The following is a 16,350-nucleotide window of genomic DNA, read 5'->3' as shown; positions in this document are numbered from 1 at the left end:
GCGCTACTGCAGGCGGGCGACGCGCTCCGTGCGGTTGCGTACCAGGTCGTTGAAGGCCTCGCCGGGCCCGACGTGCTCGAAGAGTTGGGGCGGGTAGTGCGTGACGTACATCGTGCGCCGGCCGCCGGCGCCGGTCGGCCGGGGTGAGGCGTGCATCAGGTCCTGGACGTGGACGGTCACGTCGCCGGGGGCGGTGTCGATGCTCACCACCGGTACCCGTTGGAGCCGATGTTCCCAGCGGTAATGAATCGCCTGACCGTGGCTGCCCGGCACCACCTGAAGGTTGCCGGTCGACGCCTCCGAGCCGGTCAGTTGAATGCCGATGCTGACCGCGGGGCACATGAGAGCGTGCCCACCCATGCCGCAGTCCTGATGCCAGGGGATGTTCGACAGCCCGCTGGGGTTGCCTGGCACTTTGAGCAACACCGCGCTGCCTTCCATCCGGTCGGGTGCGGGCCGCAGCGCGGGATTGATGAGGGTGCCCAGCCTGCGCACCCGGGGATCGTTTTCCAAGGCGGCGAGGACAGGCGAGCGCAGCGTTGCGTAGACCAACCGGCACAGCACGCTGCCGCCGTCCTCGTCGGTGACCCACCACGACCGGTCATCCCCCGGCCGGGCCCGGGCCGCAAGGCGGTCGACCTCACGGTTGGCGGCCCGCATCTCATCGGCGTCGAACACGCCGCTGACGTGCAGGTAGCCCATGGTCTGCAGCTGTGCGCACAACTCGGCGTCGTCCGCGTCGAGCGTGAATGTGGCGAGCGGGTCGCGCCCCTTCAGGTCGGCGCGGGCCGGATCGTAGGGCGGGACGCCGGCGTGCAGGTACCGCAGGACCGGGTCCCAGTCGGCCAGCTGGTCGAAGCCACCCCGCTCGAAGGACAACTCGTCGCTGAGCAGGAGGTTGATGACCGTGCGGATCTGGCCAACCATGTCGTCCCACGCCCGTCGGGACAGCCGCACGACGGCGTCTCCAGTGCGCTGCCCCTCGTTAATGCGGATCGTCGAGCCATCGACGGCATAGGTGACGGCATCGTCGTCGACGAGGAAGGTGATGGCGCCGACGGAAGCGATGTCTCTGGCCGCGGATTCCAGGACATCCGGGTCGAGGGCGGTCGAGGCGGGGTGCGTCAGCGGCACGGACCGATTATCCAAGACCGCCAACGTGATAGCCACCACTTACCCGCCGCGGAGCCTCGGAGGGGAACAAACCGGCGCCCACCTGGGTTGAGCGCATCAGACTCAGTTTTTGGAGGATTGATGGCTGAAGCCAAATCGGTGCCGGTGCTGTTTATCGCCGACACCATCGTGTTGCCCGGAATGGTCGTTCCGATCGCGCTCGACGAGGCCGCGCGGGCGGCAATCGACGCTGCTCAGGCGAGTGAATCCGGGCAGCTGCTGATCGCGCCCCGGTTGGACGACCGATACCCGTCGCACGGTGTGATCGCCAAGATTTTGCAGGTCGGACGCATCGCAGGCGGCGGCACCGCGGCCGTCGTGCGCGGTGAGCGCAGGGCCCAGATCGGGGCCGGTGCGTCCGGGCCGGGGGCGGCGCTGTGGGTCGAGGTCACCGAGGTCCCCGACATCGAGCCGACCGACGAAGTCAAGGCGCTGACGGCCGAGTACAAGAAGCTGCTGCTGGCCATGCTGCAACGGCGCGAGGCCTGGGAGATCGTCGACTACGTCAACCGGCTCACCGACCCGTCGGCGTTGGCCGACACCTCCGGCTACGCGTCCTACCTGTCCAGCGAGCAGAAGCGGCAACTGGTCGAGACCGAGGATGTCGCCGAGCGGCTCCGGGTGCTGATCGACTGGACCAGCGACCACCTCGCCGAGGTCGAGGTCAACGACAAGATCGCCGAGGACGTGCGCGAGGGCATGGAGAAGACGCAGAAGGAGTTCCTGCTGCGCCAACAGCTGGCCGCCATCCGCAAGGAATTGGGTGAGGGCGAGCCCGACGGGTCCGATGACTACCGGGCACGCGTGGAAGCGGCCGACCTGCCTGAGAAGGTGCGCGAGGCCGCGCTGCGCGAGGTCGGCAAGCTGGAACGGTCCAGCGACCAAAGCCCGGAAAGCGGCTGGATCCGCACCTGGCTGGACACCGTGCTCGACCTGCCCTGGAACGTCAGGACCGACGACTCCACCGACCTGAAGGCCGCGCGCGAGGTGTTGGACGCCGACCACCACGGGCTGGACGACGTCAAGGACCGCATCGTCGAATACCTGGCCGTGCGGGCCCGCCGCGCTCAGCGGGGGCTACAGGTCGTCGGCGGCCGCGGTTCCGGCGCGGTAATGGTGCTCGCCGGTCCGCCCGGCGTCGGCAAGACGTCGCTGGGCGAGAGCGTCGCCCGCGCGCTGGGCCGCAAGTTCGTGCGCGTCGCCCTGGGCGGTGTGCGCGACGAGGCCGAGATCCGCGGGCACCGGCGCACCTATGTGGGCGCGTTGCCGGGCCGGATCGTGCGGGCCATCGGCGAGGCGGGCTCGATGAACCCCGTTGTGCTGCTGGACGAGATCGACAAGGTCGGGTCCGACTATCGGGGCGACCCGAGTGCGGCGCTGCTCGAGGTGCTCGACCCGGCGCAAAACCACACGTTCCGCGACCACTACCTGGACCTGGACCTGGACCTGTCCGACGTGGTGTTCCTGGCCACCGCCAACGTCATCGAGAACATCCCGTCGGCCCTGCTGGACCGCATGGAGTTGGTGCAGATCGACGGCTACACCGAGGACGACAAGGTCGCCATCGCCCGGGACTACCTGCTGCCCCGCCAGCGGGACCGGGCGGCGCTGACCGAGGACGAGGTCACGCTGACCGACGCCGCTCTGCGCAAGATCGCCGCCGACTACACCCGGGAGCCCGGCGTGCGCCAGTTCGAGCGGCTGCTGGCCAAGGCGCTGCGCAAGGTGACGACCAAGCTCGCGGAGACGCCCGAGCCGATCACCATCGACGAGCCGGATCTGGTCGAATACCTCGGCCGCCCGCGTTTCACCCCGGAGTCGGCCGAACGCACGGCCGTGCCCGGCGTCGCCACCGGCCTGGCCGTCACCGGCCTGGGCGGCGACGTGCTCTATATCGAAGCGGGCGCGACGGACGGCGAGGCGGGTTTACAGCTCACCGGTCAGCTGGGTGACGTGATGAAGGAGTCGGCGCAGATCGCGCTGTCCTACGTGCGCTCCCACGCCGCCGAGTTGGGCGTCGATCCCAAGGCCCTCGACCGGCGCATCCACGTGCACGTTCCCGCGGGAGCGGTGCCCAAGGACGGACCCTCGGCCGGTGTCACCATGGTGACCGCGCTGGTCTCGATGGCCACCGGACGTCAGGTGCGCTCCGACGTCGGCATGACCGGCGAGGTCACGCTGAACGGGCGGGTGTTGCCGATCGGCGGCGTGAAGCAGAAGCTGCTGGCGGCCCAACGGGCCGGCCTGGCAACGGTCTTCATTCCGGCGCGCAACGAGCCCGACCTGGATGACGTGCCCGCGGAGGTGCTCGACGCGCTGACGGTCAAACCGATGACCGACGTCGCCGACATCGTCAGGCAGGCGCTCGAGCCGGCGGCCGAGACCGTTACGGTCGCTGCTTGACATGAGCTTGGCCGGGATGCGTAGCAAACTCGCTCGCATCCCGGTCAAGCGCGTTGAGATCCGTTGATGGCCGTGATCTCGCGCAGATTTGCTCCGCATTGGCAACCTTCCCGCCGACATTGGGGCCGACAGTCGAGCCGGAGGGGATCATCCATCCCCCGCCGTTCGCTGACCTTCGGCGTTCCGCGAGAGTCGGTTTACGCGCCGTCGGCGTTGCGGTCCCCCGCCCGGCGCGAGCGGCTGACCTGGCCTGACGCCGGCGGCAGGGCAACGGAGGTTTTCCGCGTCCATGTGTCGGGTATCAGGGGGTTGGAGGTTCGGCTGCCCGTGAGGGCGGTGGGGTGAGCGAATCACCAAGTCAATTGGTTCAGCTGCTATTCAGGCGGCCAAATCGCTCGACAAGGGGGTTCACTTATGAATCTGAGCAAAATCACAGCCGGCGCACTCATGGCCGGAAGTATCACGTCCGCGGCGCTGGGAATCGGCGCCGGAATCGCACAAGCCGGTCCGGACGGTCCGAATGTGCCGAATCCGAACATTCCGGGCCCGAATGTGCCAGGAGGCGACCGGGACGTACCGGGTCCGGGCCAACACGTGCCGGGACAGCCGATTTGTAACCCGGGCGCCCCGGGCGTCAACTGCAACGAGCCGGGCAGCCCACTTCCCCCGGGACAGAACGGGTTCCCCCCGCCGGGGCACTACAACGACCCGGTCCGCTACGGGCTCCCAGCCACCTGGGTGCCGCCAGTGGGTGACCCCGACGGGACCCAGCTTCCCGTCGTATTCAACCCGCAGCTGGGTCAGTGGGGCGTCAACACGACTACCGGTTTCCAGGTGTTCACGCCCGCAGGCGGGACCTCAGGCTCCGGCCAGGTCAGCGGCGGGGTCAACCCCGGGACCTAAAACGGCATGACGAGGCAGCCGCCCCTTCGGGGGCGGCTGTTTTCGTTGCACGGTGACATGGCGCCAAGCTCGGCGTTGAATGAAACCGTGACTCTCAAACGCCAAGTCGTCCACCGCGTGCAGCGGCTGCTCGTCAACCCGGTCGGCCGGCAGATGCCGGGGATCATCCTGGAAACCACCGGCCGCAAGAGCGGCAAGCCGCGGCGCACCGCCGTGGGCGGACGCCTGGTCGACAACCAATTCTGGATGGTCTCCGAACACGGCGAGCACTCCGACTACGTCCACAACATCAAGGCCAGCCCCGCCGTGCGGGTGCGCATCGGCGGCCGATGGCGCAGCGGCACCGCTCACCTCCTGCCCGACGACGATCCGCTGCGGCGGCTCGGCGACCTCCCGCGGCTCAACAGCGCGGTGGTGCGGCTGATGGGCAGTGACCTGCTGACCATTCGGGTGGATCTGGACTGACGCGCCGCGCATGGCGTACGACGAGTACCTGGCCGACGAGATCCGCGAACTTCTCGCCTCCGAGCGCGGGGTCGAGGAGAAGCGCATGTTCGGCGGTCTCGCGTTCCTGGTGAACGGCAACATGTCCGTGGCCGTCAGCGGTCAGGGCGGCCTGCTGGTCAGGGTGCCGGCGGACGAGCTCGACAAAATGCTGCGGCGCGCTCACGTCAGCCCAATGGTGATGGCGGGCCGCGACGTTCGCGGCTGGGTACGGGTGGAGCCAGCCGGAATGCGGACCAAACGACAGCTCGAGGGCTGGGTGGCCCGCGGCGTCGGCTACGCGCGCACCCTGCCGGCCAAGTGACCGGCGCGGTTTGCCAGCACTCGGCGCGGGTACGTGGACAGGTATGTCCGAACGCCAGCAACTGGTGCGACGGCTGCTCGACGTTGCCGGGACCACGTACGCCGCCGAGGCGCGAATTAAGCTCGCCGACAAGCCGATGCCGCTGTTTCAGCTGCTGGTCATCTGCATGCTGGCCAGCAAACCGATCGATGCCGCCATCGCCATGGGCGCCGGGCGCGAACTGTTCAAGGCGGGCCTGCGCACGCCCAAGGCGGTGCTGACCTCGGATCGGCAGACGATGATCGAGGCCTTCGGCCGTGCCCACTACGTCCGCTACGACGAAAGCTCGGCCACCCGCCTCACCGAGATGGCCGAACGCGTGCGCGACGAGCACTCCGGCGATCTGCGCGAACTCGCGGACCGCAGTGGGCGTGACGTCACCGCGGCGAAGCGGTTCCTCAAGGGGTTCAAGGGAATCGGGGATACCGGGGCCGACATATACCTGCGCGAGGTGCAGGACGTGTGGACCTGGGTGCGGCCGTATTTCGACGGCCGCGCCACCGCCGCGGCGAAGCAGTTGGGTCTGCCTACCCAACCGGCGAAGCTCGGAGCCCTTGCGCCGCAAAGCAACGCGCGGCTGGCCGCCGCGCTCATCAGGACATCGCTGGACGACGACCTGCGCCGGCGGGTGAGCGGTTGACCGTGCGGATCGGTACCTCCGGATGGTCCTACAACCATTGGGCCGACGTGCTGTACCCGCGTGGCCTGCCCACCGCGCGCCGGCTGGCACGCTACATCGAGGTGTTCGACACCGTCGAGTTGAACGCGAGTTTCTACCGCTGGCCGAAGGATTCGACCTTCGCGGGATGGCGTCAACAGTTGCCGGACGGCTTCAGGATGTCGGTCAAGGCGCATCGAGGACTGACCCACTACCGCCGCCTGGCATCCGCCGGGCCGTGGGTCGAGCGCTTCGAGCGCTGTTGGGAACTGCTGGGCGATCGCGCCGGGGTGTTGCTGGTTCAACTGCATCCCGAGCTGCAGCGCGACGACTCGCGCCTGGATGCCTTCCTGGGTAGCGTGCCGGCGTCGATCCGCTTGGCCGTCGAGCTGCGCCACCCGTCCTGGAACGACGAGGCCGTCTACGACTTGCTGGCCCGCCGCCGCGCCGCCTACGTGGTCATGAGCGGCGCCGGGCTGGCGTGCGTGCCGCGGGCGACCACCGATCTGGTGTACATCCGGATGCACGGGCCGGATCAGGACGCGATCTATGCGGGCTGCTACACGGACGACGAGCTGCGGCGGTGGGCGGAGCGGATCGCCGGGTGGCAGGACGACGGCAAGGACGTGTGGATGTATTTCAACAACGACCTCGGCGGCCACGCGGTGCGCAATGCGCTGACGTTGCAAGAACTTTTGCGGTGAGCAGGCGCGAGTAGGCTGGGAATGTCGATTGCAGGACGGAGTGACAATCATGGCCAGCTCGATCACCTTCGTTATCATCGGCGGCGGACTTGCTGGAGCAAAAGCGGTAGAAGCGTTGCGCGACAGCGGGTTCGATGGGCATCTCACCTTATTTGCTGAAGAGAAACGTCTGCCCTACGAGCGACCTCCGCTTTCCAAGGAGTATCTGGCCGGGAAGAAGTCGCTAAACGATTTCACCGTGCACAACTCCGACTGGTACCGCGACCACGATGTCGACTTGAGGCTCGGTTCCCGGGTGTCCGCCGTGAACCCCGCCGAACATCTCGTCTCGCTTCCCGACGGCTCCACGATGCGGTACGAGAAGCTGTTGCTGGCGATGGGGTCGGCCTCTCGGCGGCCGCCGATACCCGGGTCCGATGCCCACGCGGTCCACTATCTGCGCACCTACGACGATGCTGTGTCGCTGGATTCGATTCTCGCCGAAGGATCTTCGCTGGCGGTGGTGGGAGCCGGCTGGATCGGCCTGGAGGTGGCCGCCGGCGCCCGCCAGCGTGGAGTCGACGTGACCGTCGTCGAGACGGCCAAGCAACCGCTGATGGCCGCGCTCGGCGAGACGGTGGGTGAAGTATTCGCCCGGCTTCATCGCGATCATGGGGTGGACTTACGGCTCGAGGCGCAGGTGGAGGAGATCACGACAACCGGCGGCAAAGCCACCGGGCTGAAAATGCGGGATGGCTCGACGGTGCCGGCTGATGCGGTGTTGGTGGCCGTCGGCGCTAAGCCGAACGTCGAACTCGCCGAACAAGCCGGGCTCGCCATGGGCTCGGGCTCTCAAGGCGGCGTGCTGGTCGACGCGTCACTGCGCACCAGCGATCCGGACATCTACGCGGTCGGCGACATCGCCGCCGCAGAGCACCCCCTGTTCGGCGACCGGATCCGCACGGAGCACTGGGCCAATGCGCTCAAGCAACCCGCGGTGGCGGCGGCCGGGATGCTCGGCAACCCAGGCGAATACGCCGAGCTGCCCTATTTCTTCACCGACCAGTACGACCTCGGGATGGAGTATGTCGGGCACGCCCCCGGCGTCGAGCGCGTGGTGTTCCGGGGCCACGTTGCCGGACGGGAATTCGTCGCGTTTTGGCTAGACGGCGGCGACCGGGTGCTGGCCGGGATGAACGTCAACGTCTGGGATGTGCTCGACGACGTCAAAGCGCTGATCAGGTCCCGGAGCTCGGTCGACCCCGACAAGCTGGCCGACACGGAGGTCCCGCTGGCCGAGCTATTGGGCTGACGGTTCCACGGGCACCCACGTCCCGTCAATCACGTCGGGCGGGCGCTGCACCTGCAACCTTTCCCGTTCGGCGCGGCGGCGTTTGATCCGCAGCCGGGCGTCGCCCGGCATGGTGACCAGCTCGTCACACGTCAGGTAGTACACGTCCTCGACGACGTCGATCAGGTCCGCCGCGACTCGACGAGATCCCAATTCCCGCAACGTCATCCGGAGTTCATGGGTGAATCGCAGGGTGGTGTCGTGGGCCAGCTCGCGGGAGTCGCGGGCGCTGGTGATCAGGCGTTGGGCCAGCGTCGGTGGCGGCGCGTCGGGCGAGGCGGCGTCGGCCACCGCGACTTCCCCGGCCGCGCGCAGCAGCATCGCCGGATCGTCGGCATAAGTCTGGCTGGCCAGCTCGGCCTCCCCGGGACCACGGTGCGCGACGCGGGCGACGGCCGCATCGACCGCCGCGGCGGTGGTGGATGACAACGCGCGGATGCTGGCGAGATTGCCTTCCTGGGCGAGCGCACACAACGGCGGGTCGGCCCGCAGCACCGCGGCCAGTTCGGCGGTCTCGGTCGCGACGACGGTGCTGTCCATGATCATGTCCACCCCGGGCACGCTGCGCGCCGCCTTGCTGCGCTCCAGTGCCGCCGCGGTGACGCCGGAATCGATCAGCCACAACGCCGTGAGGATCCAGCCTTGGTGAATGCGGTCCCGCAGCAAGCGAATCCGGACCTCCAGGCCGGCGTCGGGCAGCGAGCCCAGCTGCGCGGCGTCGAGGTGTTCGGTTTCGGCTGCCGCGCCGTACGCCCGTGTGTCGGACTTGAGATGGCGCAACAGGGCCAGCGATCGCCCCGCGACGACGGCTTTGGCGACGTAGCCGAGGGCACCGCCCGCCAGCGCGGGCTCACCGAACGGCAGGGGGTCTCCGACGTGCGGCCGGCCGACGAGGGCGTTGCGTGCGACGGCATCCTGGTCCCAGCCGGGCAGCTGCGCGGCCGCGACCATGTTGACCGACACCCCAACGTAGGGCCGATGCCCGAACACGGCGACGGCCCGGTTGCCCCACTCCTGGCCCACCACGCCGCCCAGCGCCAGGACGTGACTGAGCACCCGGTTCGCGGCGCGCAATCCGCTCAGCTGAACATCCAGCGTGATCGGGGTGAGCGGCCCGGGCAGCGCCTCGCCGAGGCTGCCCGCACTGAAAATCGGGAAGCGCGGATCGACCCGGTCGTCGAATTCGCCCTCGACGCCCTCGGGCGCGGCGCTGCGCTCCTCGCCGGAGGGATCGGGGCGTGGGGCGACCTCGACCGGGAGCGCCAGTTGGCGCCCGTGGCCGGTGGCACCCACGGCGGTGATCTGACGGCCGACCAGGCCCCGGGCGGTGTCGGCCACTGCCTCGACCGCCTGCCAGCCGAACTCGAACGCCCAATCCTCTTGCACCGCAGCGATATCCATGTTCGGAATGAGCCGGGGCCAGCTGCGCACCCGATTCAGCCGGGAACGCGGGTCGGCGGATCGCAGCATCCGCCACGCCGTGATCACGTTGACGGTGTCCGGGGAGGCGAGGTCCACCACACCGGAGCGGTCGGTGTTCAGCGCCGAAACCAGGAAGCGCACCAAATCGTCGACGTGCAGCACCCGTATCGGCTCCGCCGAAACCTTGGTGCGCAGCAGCGTGGCCACCGTGCGGCACACCATCCAGTCGAGCTGCCGGCCCACCGGCGGGGCGCTCCGGACGACCAGGCTGGGCCCCCAACTGGTGGAGACCAGTTCCTCGGCCGGCTTGTACAGTTCCGGCCGTCCCGCGGCCTGGGACACGAACAGCAGCCGGGCGCCGGCGCGGGCGGCCACATCGGTTACGTGCGCCAGACCCTCGATGTCGGCGCTGCCGGGTGCGGTGGTGTCGACGGGGGCCAGGTGGATCACCGCGTCGGCTTCCTCGGTGAGCTCCCGCAGGACCGGGGTGCGCAGCGATGCGCAAACCAGGTCGACGTTGCGGTCTAGGCAGGGATGCGGCCTCTCAGCAATGCCGCTGACCGTGTGCCCGGCAGCGATCAACTGCCGTGCGACCAGCCGCCCGAGTGCGCCGGTGGCGTCGGTAACCAGGATCTGCACCTGGGTCTCACCTCCCCGACCTCAAACTAAACAATAGGCAAGACGGCATGACCTAGCGACCGTTACTGGGCAAACGGCACCCTGAGCTTGCGGGAAAGCCTCGCCGGGTTATTGGAGCGTGGCGCTGCCGTCCGCGGCGACGGCCACCTTGACGCCGCCGATGTCTTCACGCACGGTTACCTGCGCCGCCGCGCCGTCCGTGATCAGGGCGAGGGTCCGCGCCCCGTCGGGCGTGCGCACGGCCAAGAAGGCCTTTTCCGGTCGCCCCTCGCGATCGAACGGTGTCGTCCACGCTTCCACCGTCCCGACCCCTTCCCATTCCACCAAGCCGTCCCGGGTGGGCTCTCGGTCGACGACCGGTTGCACGTCCTCCCAACGGAACTCGGCGGGCGGCTCGGTGCCGTACACGCCGAAGCTGTGCTTGGTAAGGAAGCCGCCGTTGGCGGTGATCAGGCCGCGCCGCCCCGGATTGGCCGCCAGCAACTCCGCCATGGTGGCGATCGAGTGCATCACGTAGTTGCTCCACGGGCCGCCTGCGAACGTCAAACCCCCGGTGACGGTGAGCGGGCGCGCGGGATCGTCGACGGGCAGGCCCAGTTCGGCCGCCGCCACCTGAACGGCCGAGGGAAAGCAGGAATACAGGTCGACGTAGTCGACTTCGTCGATGCCCAGTCCCGCCAGCTCCAGCGCGCGGCCACCGGCGATCCGGATGGCCGGAGAGCGGTGCAGCTCGTCACGCTCGGCGGTGGCGGAGGTGTCATGCGCGTCGGTGCCCGCATGCGGGTAGATCCAGCGATCGGCGGGGATCTGCAGGCGGCTGGCCTCCTCCACCGAGGTCAAGACGAGCGCGGCGCCCTGATCGACCATGTTGTTGGAGTTCATCAGCTTGGTGTACGGCCAGCTGATCATCCGGTTCTGCGGGCCGGGCTCGCAGATCTCCTCGGCGGTCACCGGTTTGCGGATCCATGCGTGCGGATTGTCGACCGCAACGGCGTTGAAGCGGGCCCACAGTTCGCCGATGCGCTTGCGGTGGTGCTCAACCGATTCGCCGTTCGCGATCCGCAGGGCCTGCTCGAACAGCGGGTAGACGAAGGCCGGCCGGTCCAGCCGGATCCTGATTTCCGCGTCGCCGGCCATCGGGACGTCGTCGCCGCTGACCGCGGCCATCGGGACGGAGTCGTCCTGAACGGTCCACTCGAGTTTGCCGCCCTTGGCCCGCAGGCCCCGGCGGGTGCGCCACGTCTCGGCGCCGGCCAGCAGCACCACCTGGGCGCTGCCCCGCTGGATGTCCAGGCAGGCCTGATTGACCAGCGACTGCGGCACGTTCCCGCCGACGGGGCTGTACAACGTGGTGAAGTCCGTCGCACCGATCCGCTCGCCGAGCAGTAGCCCTGGGTCGCGGTAATGCGCCGACAGGATGTTCACCACGCGGATGGAATCGACCGCCTCGATCACCCGCGAATCGGCGGCTCGTCGGGCGGCCGCCGCCATCAGGTCCACCGGCTCGACGGACCGCTTGTCCGGGTCGATCTCGTCGCGGTGGTTGACCTGGCCGTAGCCGATCAGCACGGGTGTCCTGGGGTCCACGGTCATAGGACGAATTTAGCGTGGCTATCGATCCGTCTGGTCGCGCGGGCCGGATTCCGCGCGCGTTATGGGGGACCGAACAGCACGCCGTCGCTGATGAGGCGGTCGATCTCCTGCGGGCGCATACCGAGCAGCCTGCGGCAGACGTCGACGGTGTCCTGGCCGGGCAGCGGCGCGGGCCGCTGAGGCGCCCGCGGGATGTGCTGGAACGGCGCGGGGCCCGTCTCGGCCGGCAGCGGACGCTCGATGAGGGGGTGCAGCATCTCGGCATAGAGTTTCCGCTCGACCAGCTGGGGGTCTTCCAAGATGTCCGGCGGCCGGTTCATCGGCCCGGCGGCAACCCCGGAGGATTGCAGCAGCTGGGCGGCCCGGACCGGGGTGCGCATGCGGGTCCAGGCCGACACCAATTCGACCAACTCCTGCCGGTTCGCCAGCCGCGCCTCGCCGGTCGCGAAGCGCGGATCGTCGCCCCATTCCGGGTGATGGAAAACACCTGCGGCACAACGCCATTCGTCGTCGGATTCGATCGAGATGACGCACCACTCGTCGTCGCCCGCGCACGGATAGACCGCGTGCAGGCTGGTGGCCTCGGAGATTCTCGGCACGCCCGCGGCCAGGGCGGCCTGGGTGACGTACAAGGTGTCGAGTTGGTTGATGACGGCTTCGGCTTGCGAGATGTGCACGTGCGACCCGCCGCCCGTCCGGTGGCGGTGGATCAGCGCGGCCAGCGCCGCGATCGCGGTGATCCGCCCGACGACGTGGTCGGGAAAGACGGTCGTCGCGTCGTAAAAGGCATGCCGCCCAGCGTGATTCCGGTTCTCCGGTTCGTCGGCAATCCACAACCGGGTGACACCGGTCGCGGCGCGGACCAGCGGCCCGTAGCCCATGCGGGTGCTCCACGGGCCTTGGTCGCCGTAGGCGCTACTCTCGGCGAGTACGATCCGCGGGTTGACGGCATGCAGATCGTGGTAGGAAAAGCCAAGCGCGGTAAGCGTTCCCGGCTTGAAGTTGGCGAAGACGGCGTCGGACTCGGCGACGAGCCGGGTGAAGATCTGCTTGCCCGCGGGGCTGCGCAGATCCAGGCCCATCGCCAGGTTGTTGCGATGCGTCCAGGCGAACGACTCGCTCATGGCCTCACCGACGCGGGCCTGCCGCAACCCGTCCGGGTATTCGGCGCTTTCGATTTTGATGACCTCGGCGCCGAGGTCGCCGAAGAGCCGGCTCAGCTCGCCGCCGGCGACGATGATGCCCAGATCCAGGATGCGAAGGCCCGCAAACGGATAGTCGCCGACGCGGCCGGAGGGCGATTGCACGACCGCCGGGTTCCCCCGCCAGCCCGGTCCGTCCTGCCCGGCGGCCGGGGCCGGGCTTCGGAAACCCGCGTGCCGCCCATCGACGACGAAATAGCCGGTCGGCACGCTCGTCCGCACCCCCGGGACGAGCTCGGCGTCGGTGATCGCGCCCACCGACTGAAAATGCTCGGAATTCATCGCCCACGACGGCGTCAGCACGGCGGCGATCGGCACACCGTGAGCCTGCCCCGCGGCCACCAGATCCTTCATGGACTGTCCGGCGAACAACGCCTGGACCAACTCGCTGATCTGCGGCCACGCGGCGAAGCGTGCGGCGATCACGTCGTATTTCGGGTCCTGGAAATCGTCCGGCTCGCCCAGCCAGCGCCGCAGGCCCCGCCATTGGCGCGGCGCCATCACGCACAGCCGGACGTAACCGTCTTTGCAGGGGTAGATCGGGTACGCGTCCTGGTTCTTCGGGCGCCCCCGCCACTGCCCGGTGCGGCGGATGCCGGCGGCGGCCTGTCCATGAGCACCGAATGCCGGGTCGAGCGACATGACCACGGCGTCGAAGCGCGAGAAGTCAATGTATTCGCCTGTGCCTGAACGCAATCGGTTGTAGTACGCCACAAGGGTTGCCCACGCCGCCTGGGCCGCGGCGGTGGCCGACGCAATACCGTCCGGGGGCAACACGGGGGTGCCGGTGGTGGGGCCTGAGCGTGACAGAGAGCCGCACATCGCGTACAACACCGGATCGGTGGCCCGCCACAGCGACCGCGGCCCCGTCGCGCCGAAGTCGGTGATCGAGAGCACCACCAGATGCGGGTGCTGGGCGGCCAGCTCCTCCACCGAGGTGCCGAAGGTGGGCGCCTCCCCATAGAAGCCGTCGTCGACGACGATGTCGGCCTGGGCGGCCAGGTCGAGGAACACGCCGCAGTCGTCCTCGTCGAAAGGGTCCAGTACGACGCTGCGCTTGTTCGCGTTGTGCACGGCAAACGGGATGCTCGCACCGGCCAGCGTAGGCCGCGCATCGCGTGCGGGGCTTCCGGTAGGGGGTTCGACCTTGAGCACGTCGGCGCCCAGGTCGGCTAACAGGCGCGTCACCGCGTCGCCGTTGCCGCTCGACAAGTCGAGGACGCGCACGGCGTCGAGCAACCCGTCGGACATCAGCACACCGTACCCGCCGGTGTGGACGGTCGCCTCACCAGCCAAAAAGCCAACCAGGCAAGCTGATTGGGTGGGCGAACTCTCGGTCGGCTATCGTCACAGGCCGATCGGCGAGGCCACGGGCGAAACGATCCGACGGAGGCATCTGATATATGAGCGCGCACTTGACCTACATCGAGGCGGTGGTGGTCGGCGCGTTCCAGGGCGTCACCGAGCTGTTCCCGGTTTCCAGCCTCGGGCATGCGGTGTTGGTGCCCGCGGTGGTCGGCGGCCGGTGGGCCGAGGACCTGAGCGTCTCGGCCCCCGAATCGCCCTACCTGGCGTTCATCGTCGGCCTGCATGTGGCCACCGCCGCCGCGTTGCTGGTGTTCTTCTGGCGGGACTGGCTGCGCATCGTGGCCGGATTTGTGTCGTCCTTGCGGCATCGCCGGATCAACACCCCCGATGAGCGGCTCGCCTGGCTCATCGTGGGGGCCACCATTCCGGTCGGGCTGGCGGGGCTGGTCCTGGAAAAGACGTTCCGCACCACACTCGGCAAGCCCATCCCGGCGGCGATTTTCCTGCTGCTCAACGGCATCGCGCTTTACGCGGGCGAAGTGCTTCGCCGGCGCGTCGCGCCCGCGCCCGACCACGAGCAGCCGGTCGGCGAACAACCTGCCCATACCGGCGAGGCCGTCGACAACCGCCTGGCTCAACTGCCCCTGCGCCGCGGCATCCTGATCGGCGCCGCACAGATCCTGGCGCTGCTCCCCGGCATCAGCCGTTCGGGCATCACCATGGTGGCGGGCCTGTGGCGCGGCTTGTCCCACGAGGATGCCGCCCGGTTCTCCTTCTTGTTGGCGACGCCGATCATCCTGGCCGCCGGCGTGTACAAGATCCCGGAGTTGTTCGGACCCCAAGCGACCGGAATAGGCGGCCAGGTACTGGCCGGGAGCATCGCCTCCTTCGTATGCGCCTACCTCGCCGTGCGGTTTCTGACGCAGTACTTCCAAACCCGCACCCTCACACCGTTTGCCATCTACTGCGCCCTGGCCGGCGGCGCCAGCCTGGTGTGGCTCGCCATCCGCTGAGGCGATGAACGACTACTGGCCCTAGGCTGCCCGTAGCCTGGCCGGAGGCACGAAGTAACCGACGAGTCGAGGCAACGCACATGAGCCGCTCCCCATCTGAAGGCCTCGGACCGCGCCAGGAGTCGGTGTGGGACTATCCGCGCCCACCCCGCGTCGAGCCGTTCACCGGTCGCATCACCGTCGAGTTGGGCGGAGTAGTCATCGCATCAACCCGTCGCGCCTGGCGGGTGCTGGAGACCAGTCATCCGCCGACCTATTACCTCCCACGCGACGCGTTTGCCGACGGGGCCCTGCGGAAGACGTCCGGCGGCTCTTGGTGTGAATGGAAAGGCCGGGCAACCTATTACGACCTGATCGGCGGCGGGGTCGTCGCCCGGAAATCCGCTTGGAGCTATCTGAGTCCGACGCCCGGATTCGAAGCCATCGCCGGGGCGGTCGCGGTGATGGCCGCCAACGTCGACCGTTGCACGGTCAACGGAGAGGTGGTCGTGCCCCAACCCGGCGGCTTCTACGGTGGCTGGATCACCAGCTGGGTGACCGGCCCGTTCAAAGGCGTTCCCGGCTCGACGGGTTGGTGATGGCGCCGCTACACCGGTTCAATCCGGTAACGAACCAAGCGCCGCGTGTCATTGCCGAAAACCGCTGGGCGGCAAGCCCCGTCGGGCCGCCACCCGCCGCACTCGTAGAATCGTCGAGCCTCGGTGTTGCCCTCCAGGGCCCAGAGCACGGCGCCGTCCACACCGAGACGCCGCAGCCGCTCACGGGCGGCCGTCATGAGCGAGATCCCCACCCCCGCACCCAGGTACGCCGGGTCGACATACAGCGCCATCAGCTCACCGAAGTTCGGTAGGTCGCTTTCGCGGCACAGGCCCGTGGTGGCGAAGCCGCGGATCGCCGACCCCTCCACCGCGACCAAGGTGGACGGCATCCGCAATCCCACGCGGCCGAAGGTGTAGCGGTCGGCCAACGCCTCCGGGGTGAGACTGTCCAGGTAGTCCTGAGCGATGAGCCCCGGGAAGGCCGACCGCCAAGAGCGCACATGCAAACAGGCCACTTCGTAGGCGTCCGCCGGGACCGCCGCCCGCACCGGGGTCATCGTTGCAGTATTCGACGATCTGGGGTCAGATTGCCTAGTTGACACCCGTCAAGACTTCC

14 protein-coding genes are annotated in these 16,350 nt (G+C 68.7%); 9 read left to right on the top strand and 5 right to left on the bottom strand.

Annotated features, from left to right (window positions below):
* Positions 1-3 precede the first annotated feature (3 nt).
* Positions 4-1,134, bottom strand: a complete 1,131-nt coding sequence (locus A5756_RS16225) for a phytanoyl-CoA dioxygenase family protein (RefSeq protein ID WP_156659566.1) — start codon at positions 1,132-1,134, stop codon at positions 4-6.
* 120 nt (positions 1,135-1,254) lie between these two features.
* Between A5756_RS16225 and lon the strand changes: the two genes are divergently transcribed.
* From lon to A5756_RS16190, 7 genes are all read left to right on the top strand, one after another.
* Positions 1,255-3,576, top strand: a complete 2,322-nt coding sequence (lon, locus tag A5756_RS16220) for an endopeptidase La (RefSeq protein WP_066954243.1) — start codon at positions 1,255-1,257, stop codon at positions 3,574-3,576.
* A 447-nt stretch (positions 3,577-4,023) separates the two neighbouring features.
* Complete coding sequence (locus A5756_RS26490) at positions 4,024-4,479, top strand: hypothetical protein (protein WP_231989187.1); 456 nt, start codon at positions 4,024-4,026, stop codon at positions 4,477-4,479.
* Positions 4,480-4,536: 57 nt separating this feature from the next.
* Positions 4,537-4,944 carry a nitroreductase family deazaflavin-dependent oxidoreductase gene (locus tag A5756_RS16210; RefSeq protein WP_369817371.1) on the top strand — a complete coding sequence of 136 codons (408 nt, stop codon included), beginning with the start codon at positions 4,537-4,539 and terminating at the stop codon, positions 4,942-4,944.
* Between the two features lie 10 nt (positions 4,945-4,954).
* Positions 4,955-5,287 (top strand): TfoX/Sxy family protein, encoded by a 333-nt coding sequence (locus A5756_RS16205; protein WP_066954240.1) that lies wholly within the window; start codon positions 4,955-4,957, stop codon positions 5,285-5,287.
* Positions 5,288-5,330: 43 nt separating this feature from the next.
* Positions 5,331-5,966 (top strand): endonuclease, encoded by a 636-nt coding sequence (locus A5756_RS16200; RefSeq protein ID WP_066954237.1) that lies wholly within the window; start codon positions 5,331-5,333, stop codon positions 5,964-5,966.
* Positions 5,963-6,688 (top strand): DUF72 domain-containing protein, encoded by a 726-nt coding sequence (locus tag A5756_RS16195; RefSeq protein WP_066954234.1) that lies wholly within the window; start codon positions 5,963-5,965, stop codon positions 6,686-6,688. Before A5756_RS16200 ends, A5756_RS16195 begins: the two co-directional genes overlap by 4 nt.
* A 49-nt stretch (positions 6,689-6,737) precedes the next feature.
* The gene (locus A5756_RS16190) at positions 6,738-7,979 is read left to right on the top strand and encodes an NAD(P)/FAD-dependent oxidoreductase (RefSeq protein ID WP_066954232.1); all 1,242 of its coding nucleotides are present in this window, start codon (positions 6,738-6,740) and stop codon (positions 7,977-7,979) included.
* Here the strand turns inward: A5756_RS16190 and A5756_RS16185 are convergent.
* The 3 genes from A5756_RS16185 to A5756_RS16175 all read right to left on the bottom strand — a co-directional run bounded on the left by A5756_RS16185 (position 7,968) and on the right by A5756_RS16175 (position 14,125).
* On the bottom strand, positions 7,968-10,079 hold the full coding sequence (locus A5756_RS16185) for an NAD-dependent epimerase/dehydratase family protein (protein ID WP_066954229.1): 2,112 nt from the start codon (positions 10,077-10,079) through the stop codon (positions 7,968-7,970). The two genes, A5756_RS16190 and A5756_RS16185, sit on opposite strands and share 12 nt — an antisense overlap.
* A gap of 108 nt (positions 10,080-10,187) precedes the next feature.
* Positions 10,188-11,672: an acetyl-CoA acetyltransferase gene (locus A5756_RS16180; RefSeq protein WP_066954226.1), complete on the bottom strand. Its 1,485-nt coding sequence runs from the start codon at positions 11,670-11,672 to the stop codon at positions 10,188-10,190.
* A gap of 59 nt (positions 11,673-11,731) precedes the next feature.
* Positions 11,732-14,125, bottom strand: coding sequence for a CaiB/BaiF CoA transferase family protein (locus tag A5756_RS16175; RefSeq protein ID WP_369828663.1), 2,394 nt, complete (start codon positions 14,123-14,125; stop codon positions 11,732-11,734).
* A 152-nt stretch (positions 14,126-14,277) separates the two neighbouring features.
* On the opposite strand from A5756_RS16175, the gene A5756_RS16170 reads away from it, so the two are divergent.
* Both A5756_RS16170 and A5756_RS16165 read left to right on the top strand, forming a co-directional pair.
* Positions 14,278-15,195 (top strand): undecaprenyl-diphosphate phosphatase, encoded by a 918-nt coding sequence (locus tag A5756_RS16170; protein ID WP_066954220.1) that lies wholly within the window; start codon positions 14,278-14,280, stop codon positions 15,193-15,195.
* Positions 15,196-15,275: 80 nt separating this feature from the next.
* Entirely contained in the window at positions 15,276-15,773 is a 498-nt protein-coding gene (locus A5756_RS16165; protein WP_066954217.1) for a DUF427 domain-containing protein, read from the top strand.
* Positions 15,774-15,781: 8 nt separating this feature from the next.
* Here the strand turns inward: A5756_RS16165 and A5756_RS16160 are convergent, their stop codons facing one another.
* Complete coding sequence (locus A5756_RS16160) at positions 15,782-16,291, bottom strand: GNAT family N-acetyltransferase (protein WP_066954214.1); 510 nt, start codon at positions 16,289-16,291, stop codon at positions 15,782-15,784.
* Positions 16,292-16,350: the final 59 nt, after the last annotated feature.

Origin of the sequence: Mycobacterium sp. 852002-53434_SCH5985345 (genome assembly GCF_001667155.1) — a bacterium.
Classification (GTDB): domain Bacteria; phylum Actinomycetota; class Actinomycetes; order Mycobacteriales; family Mycobacteriaceae; genus Mycobacterium.
This window is presented reverse-complemented; position numbering and strand designations above follow the sequence as displayed.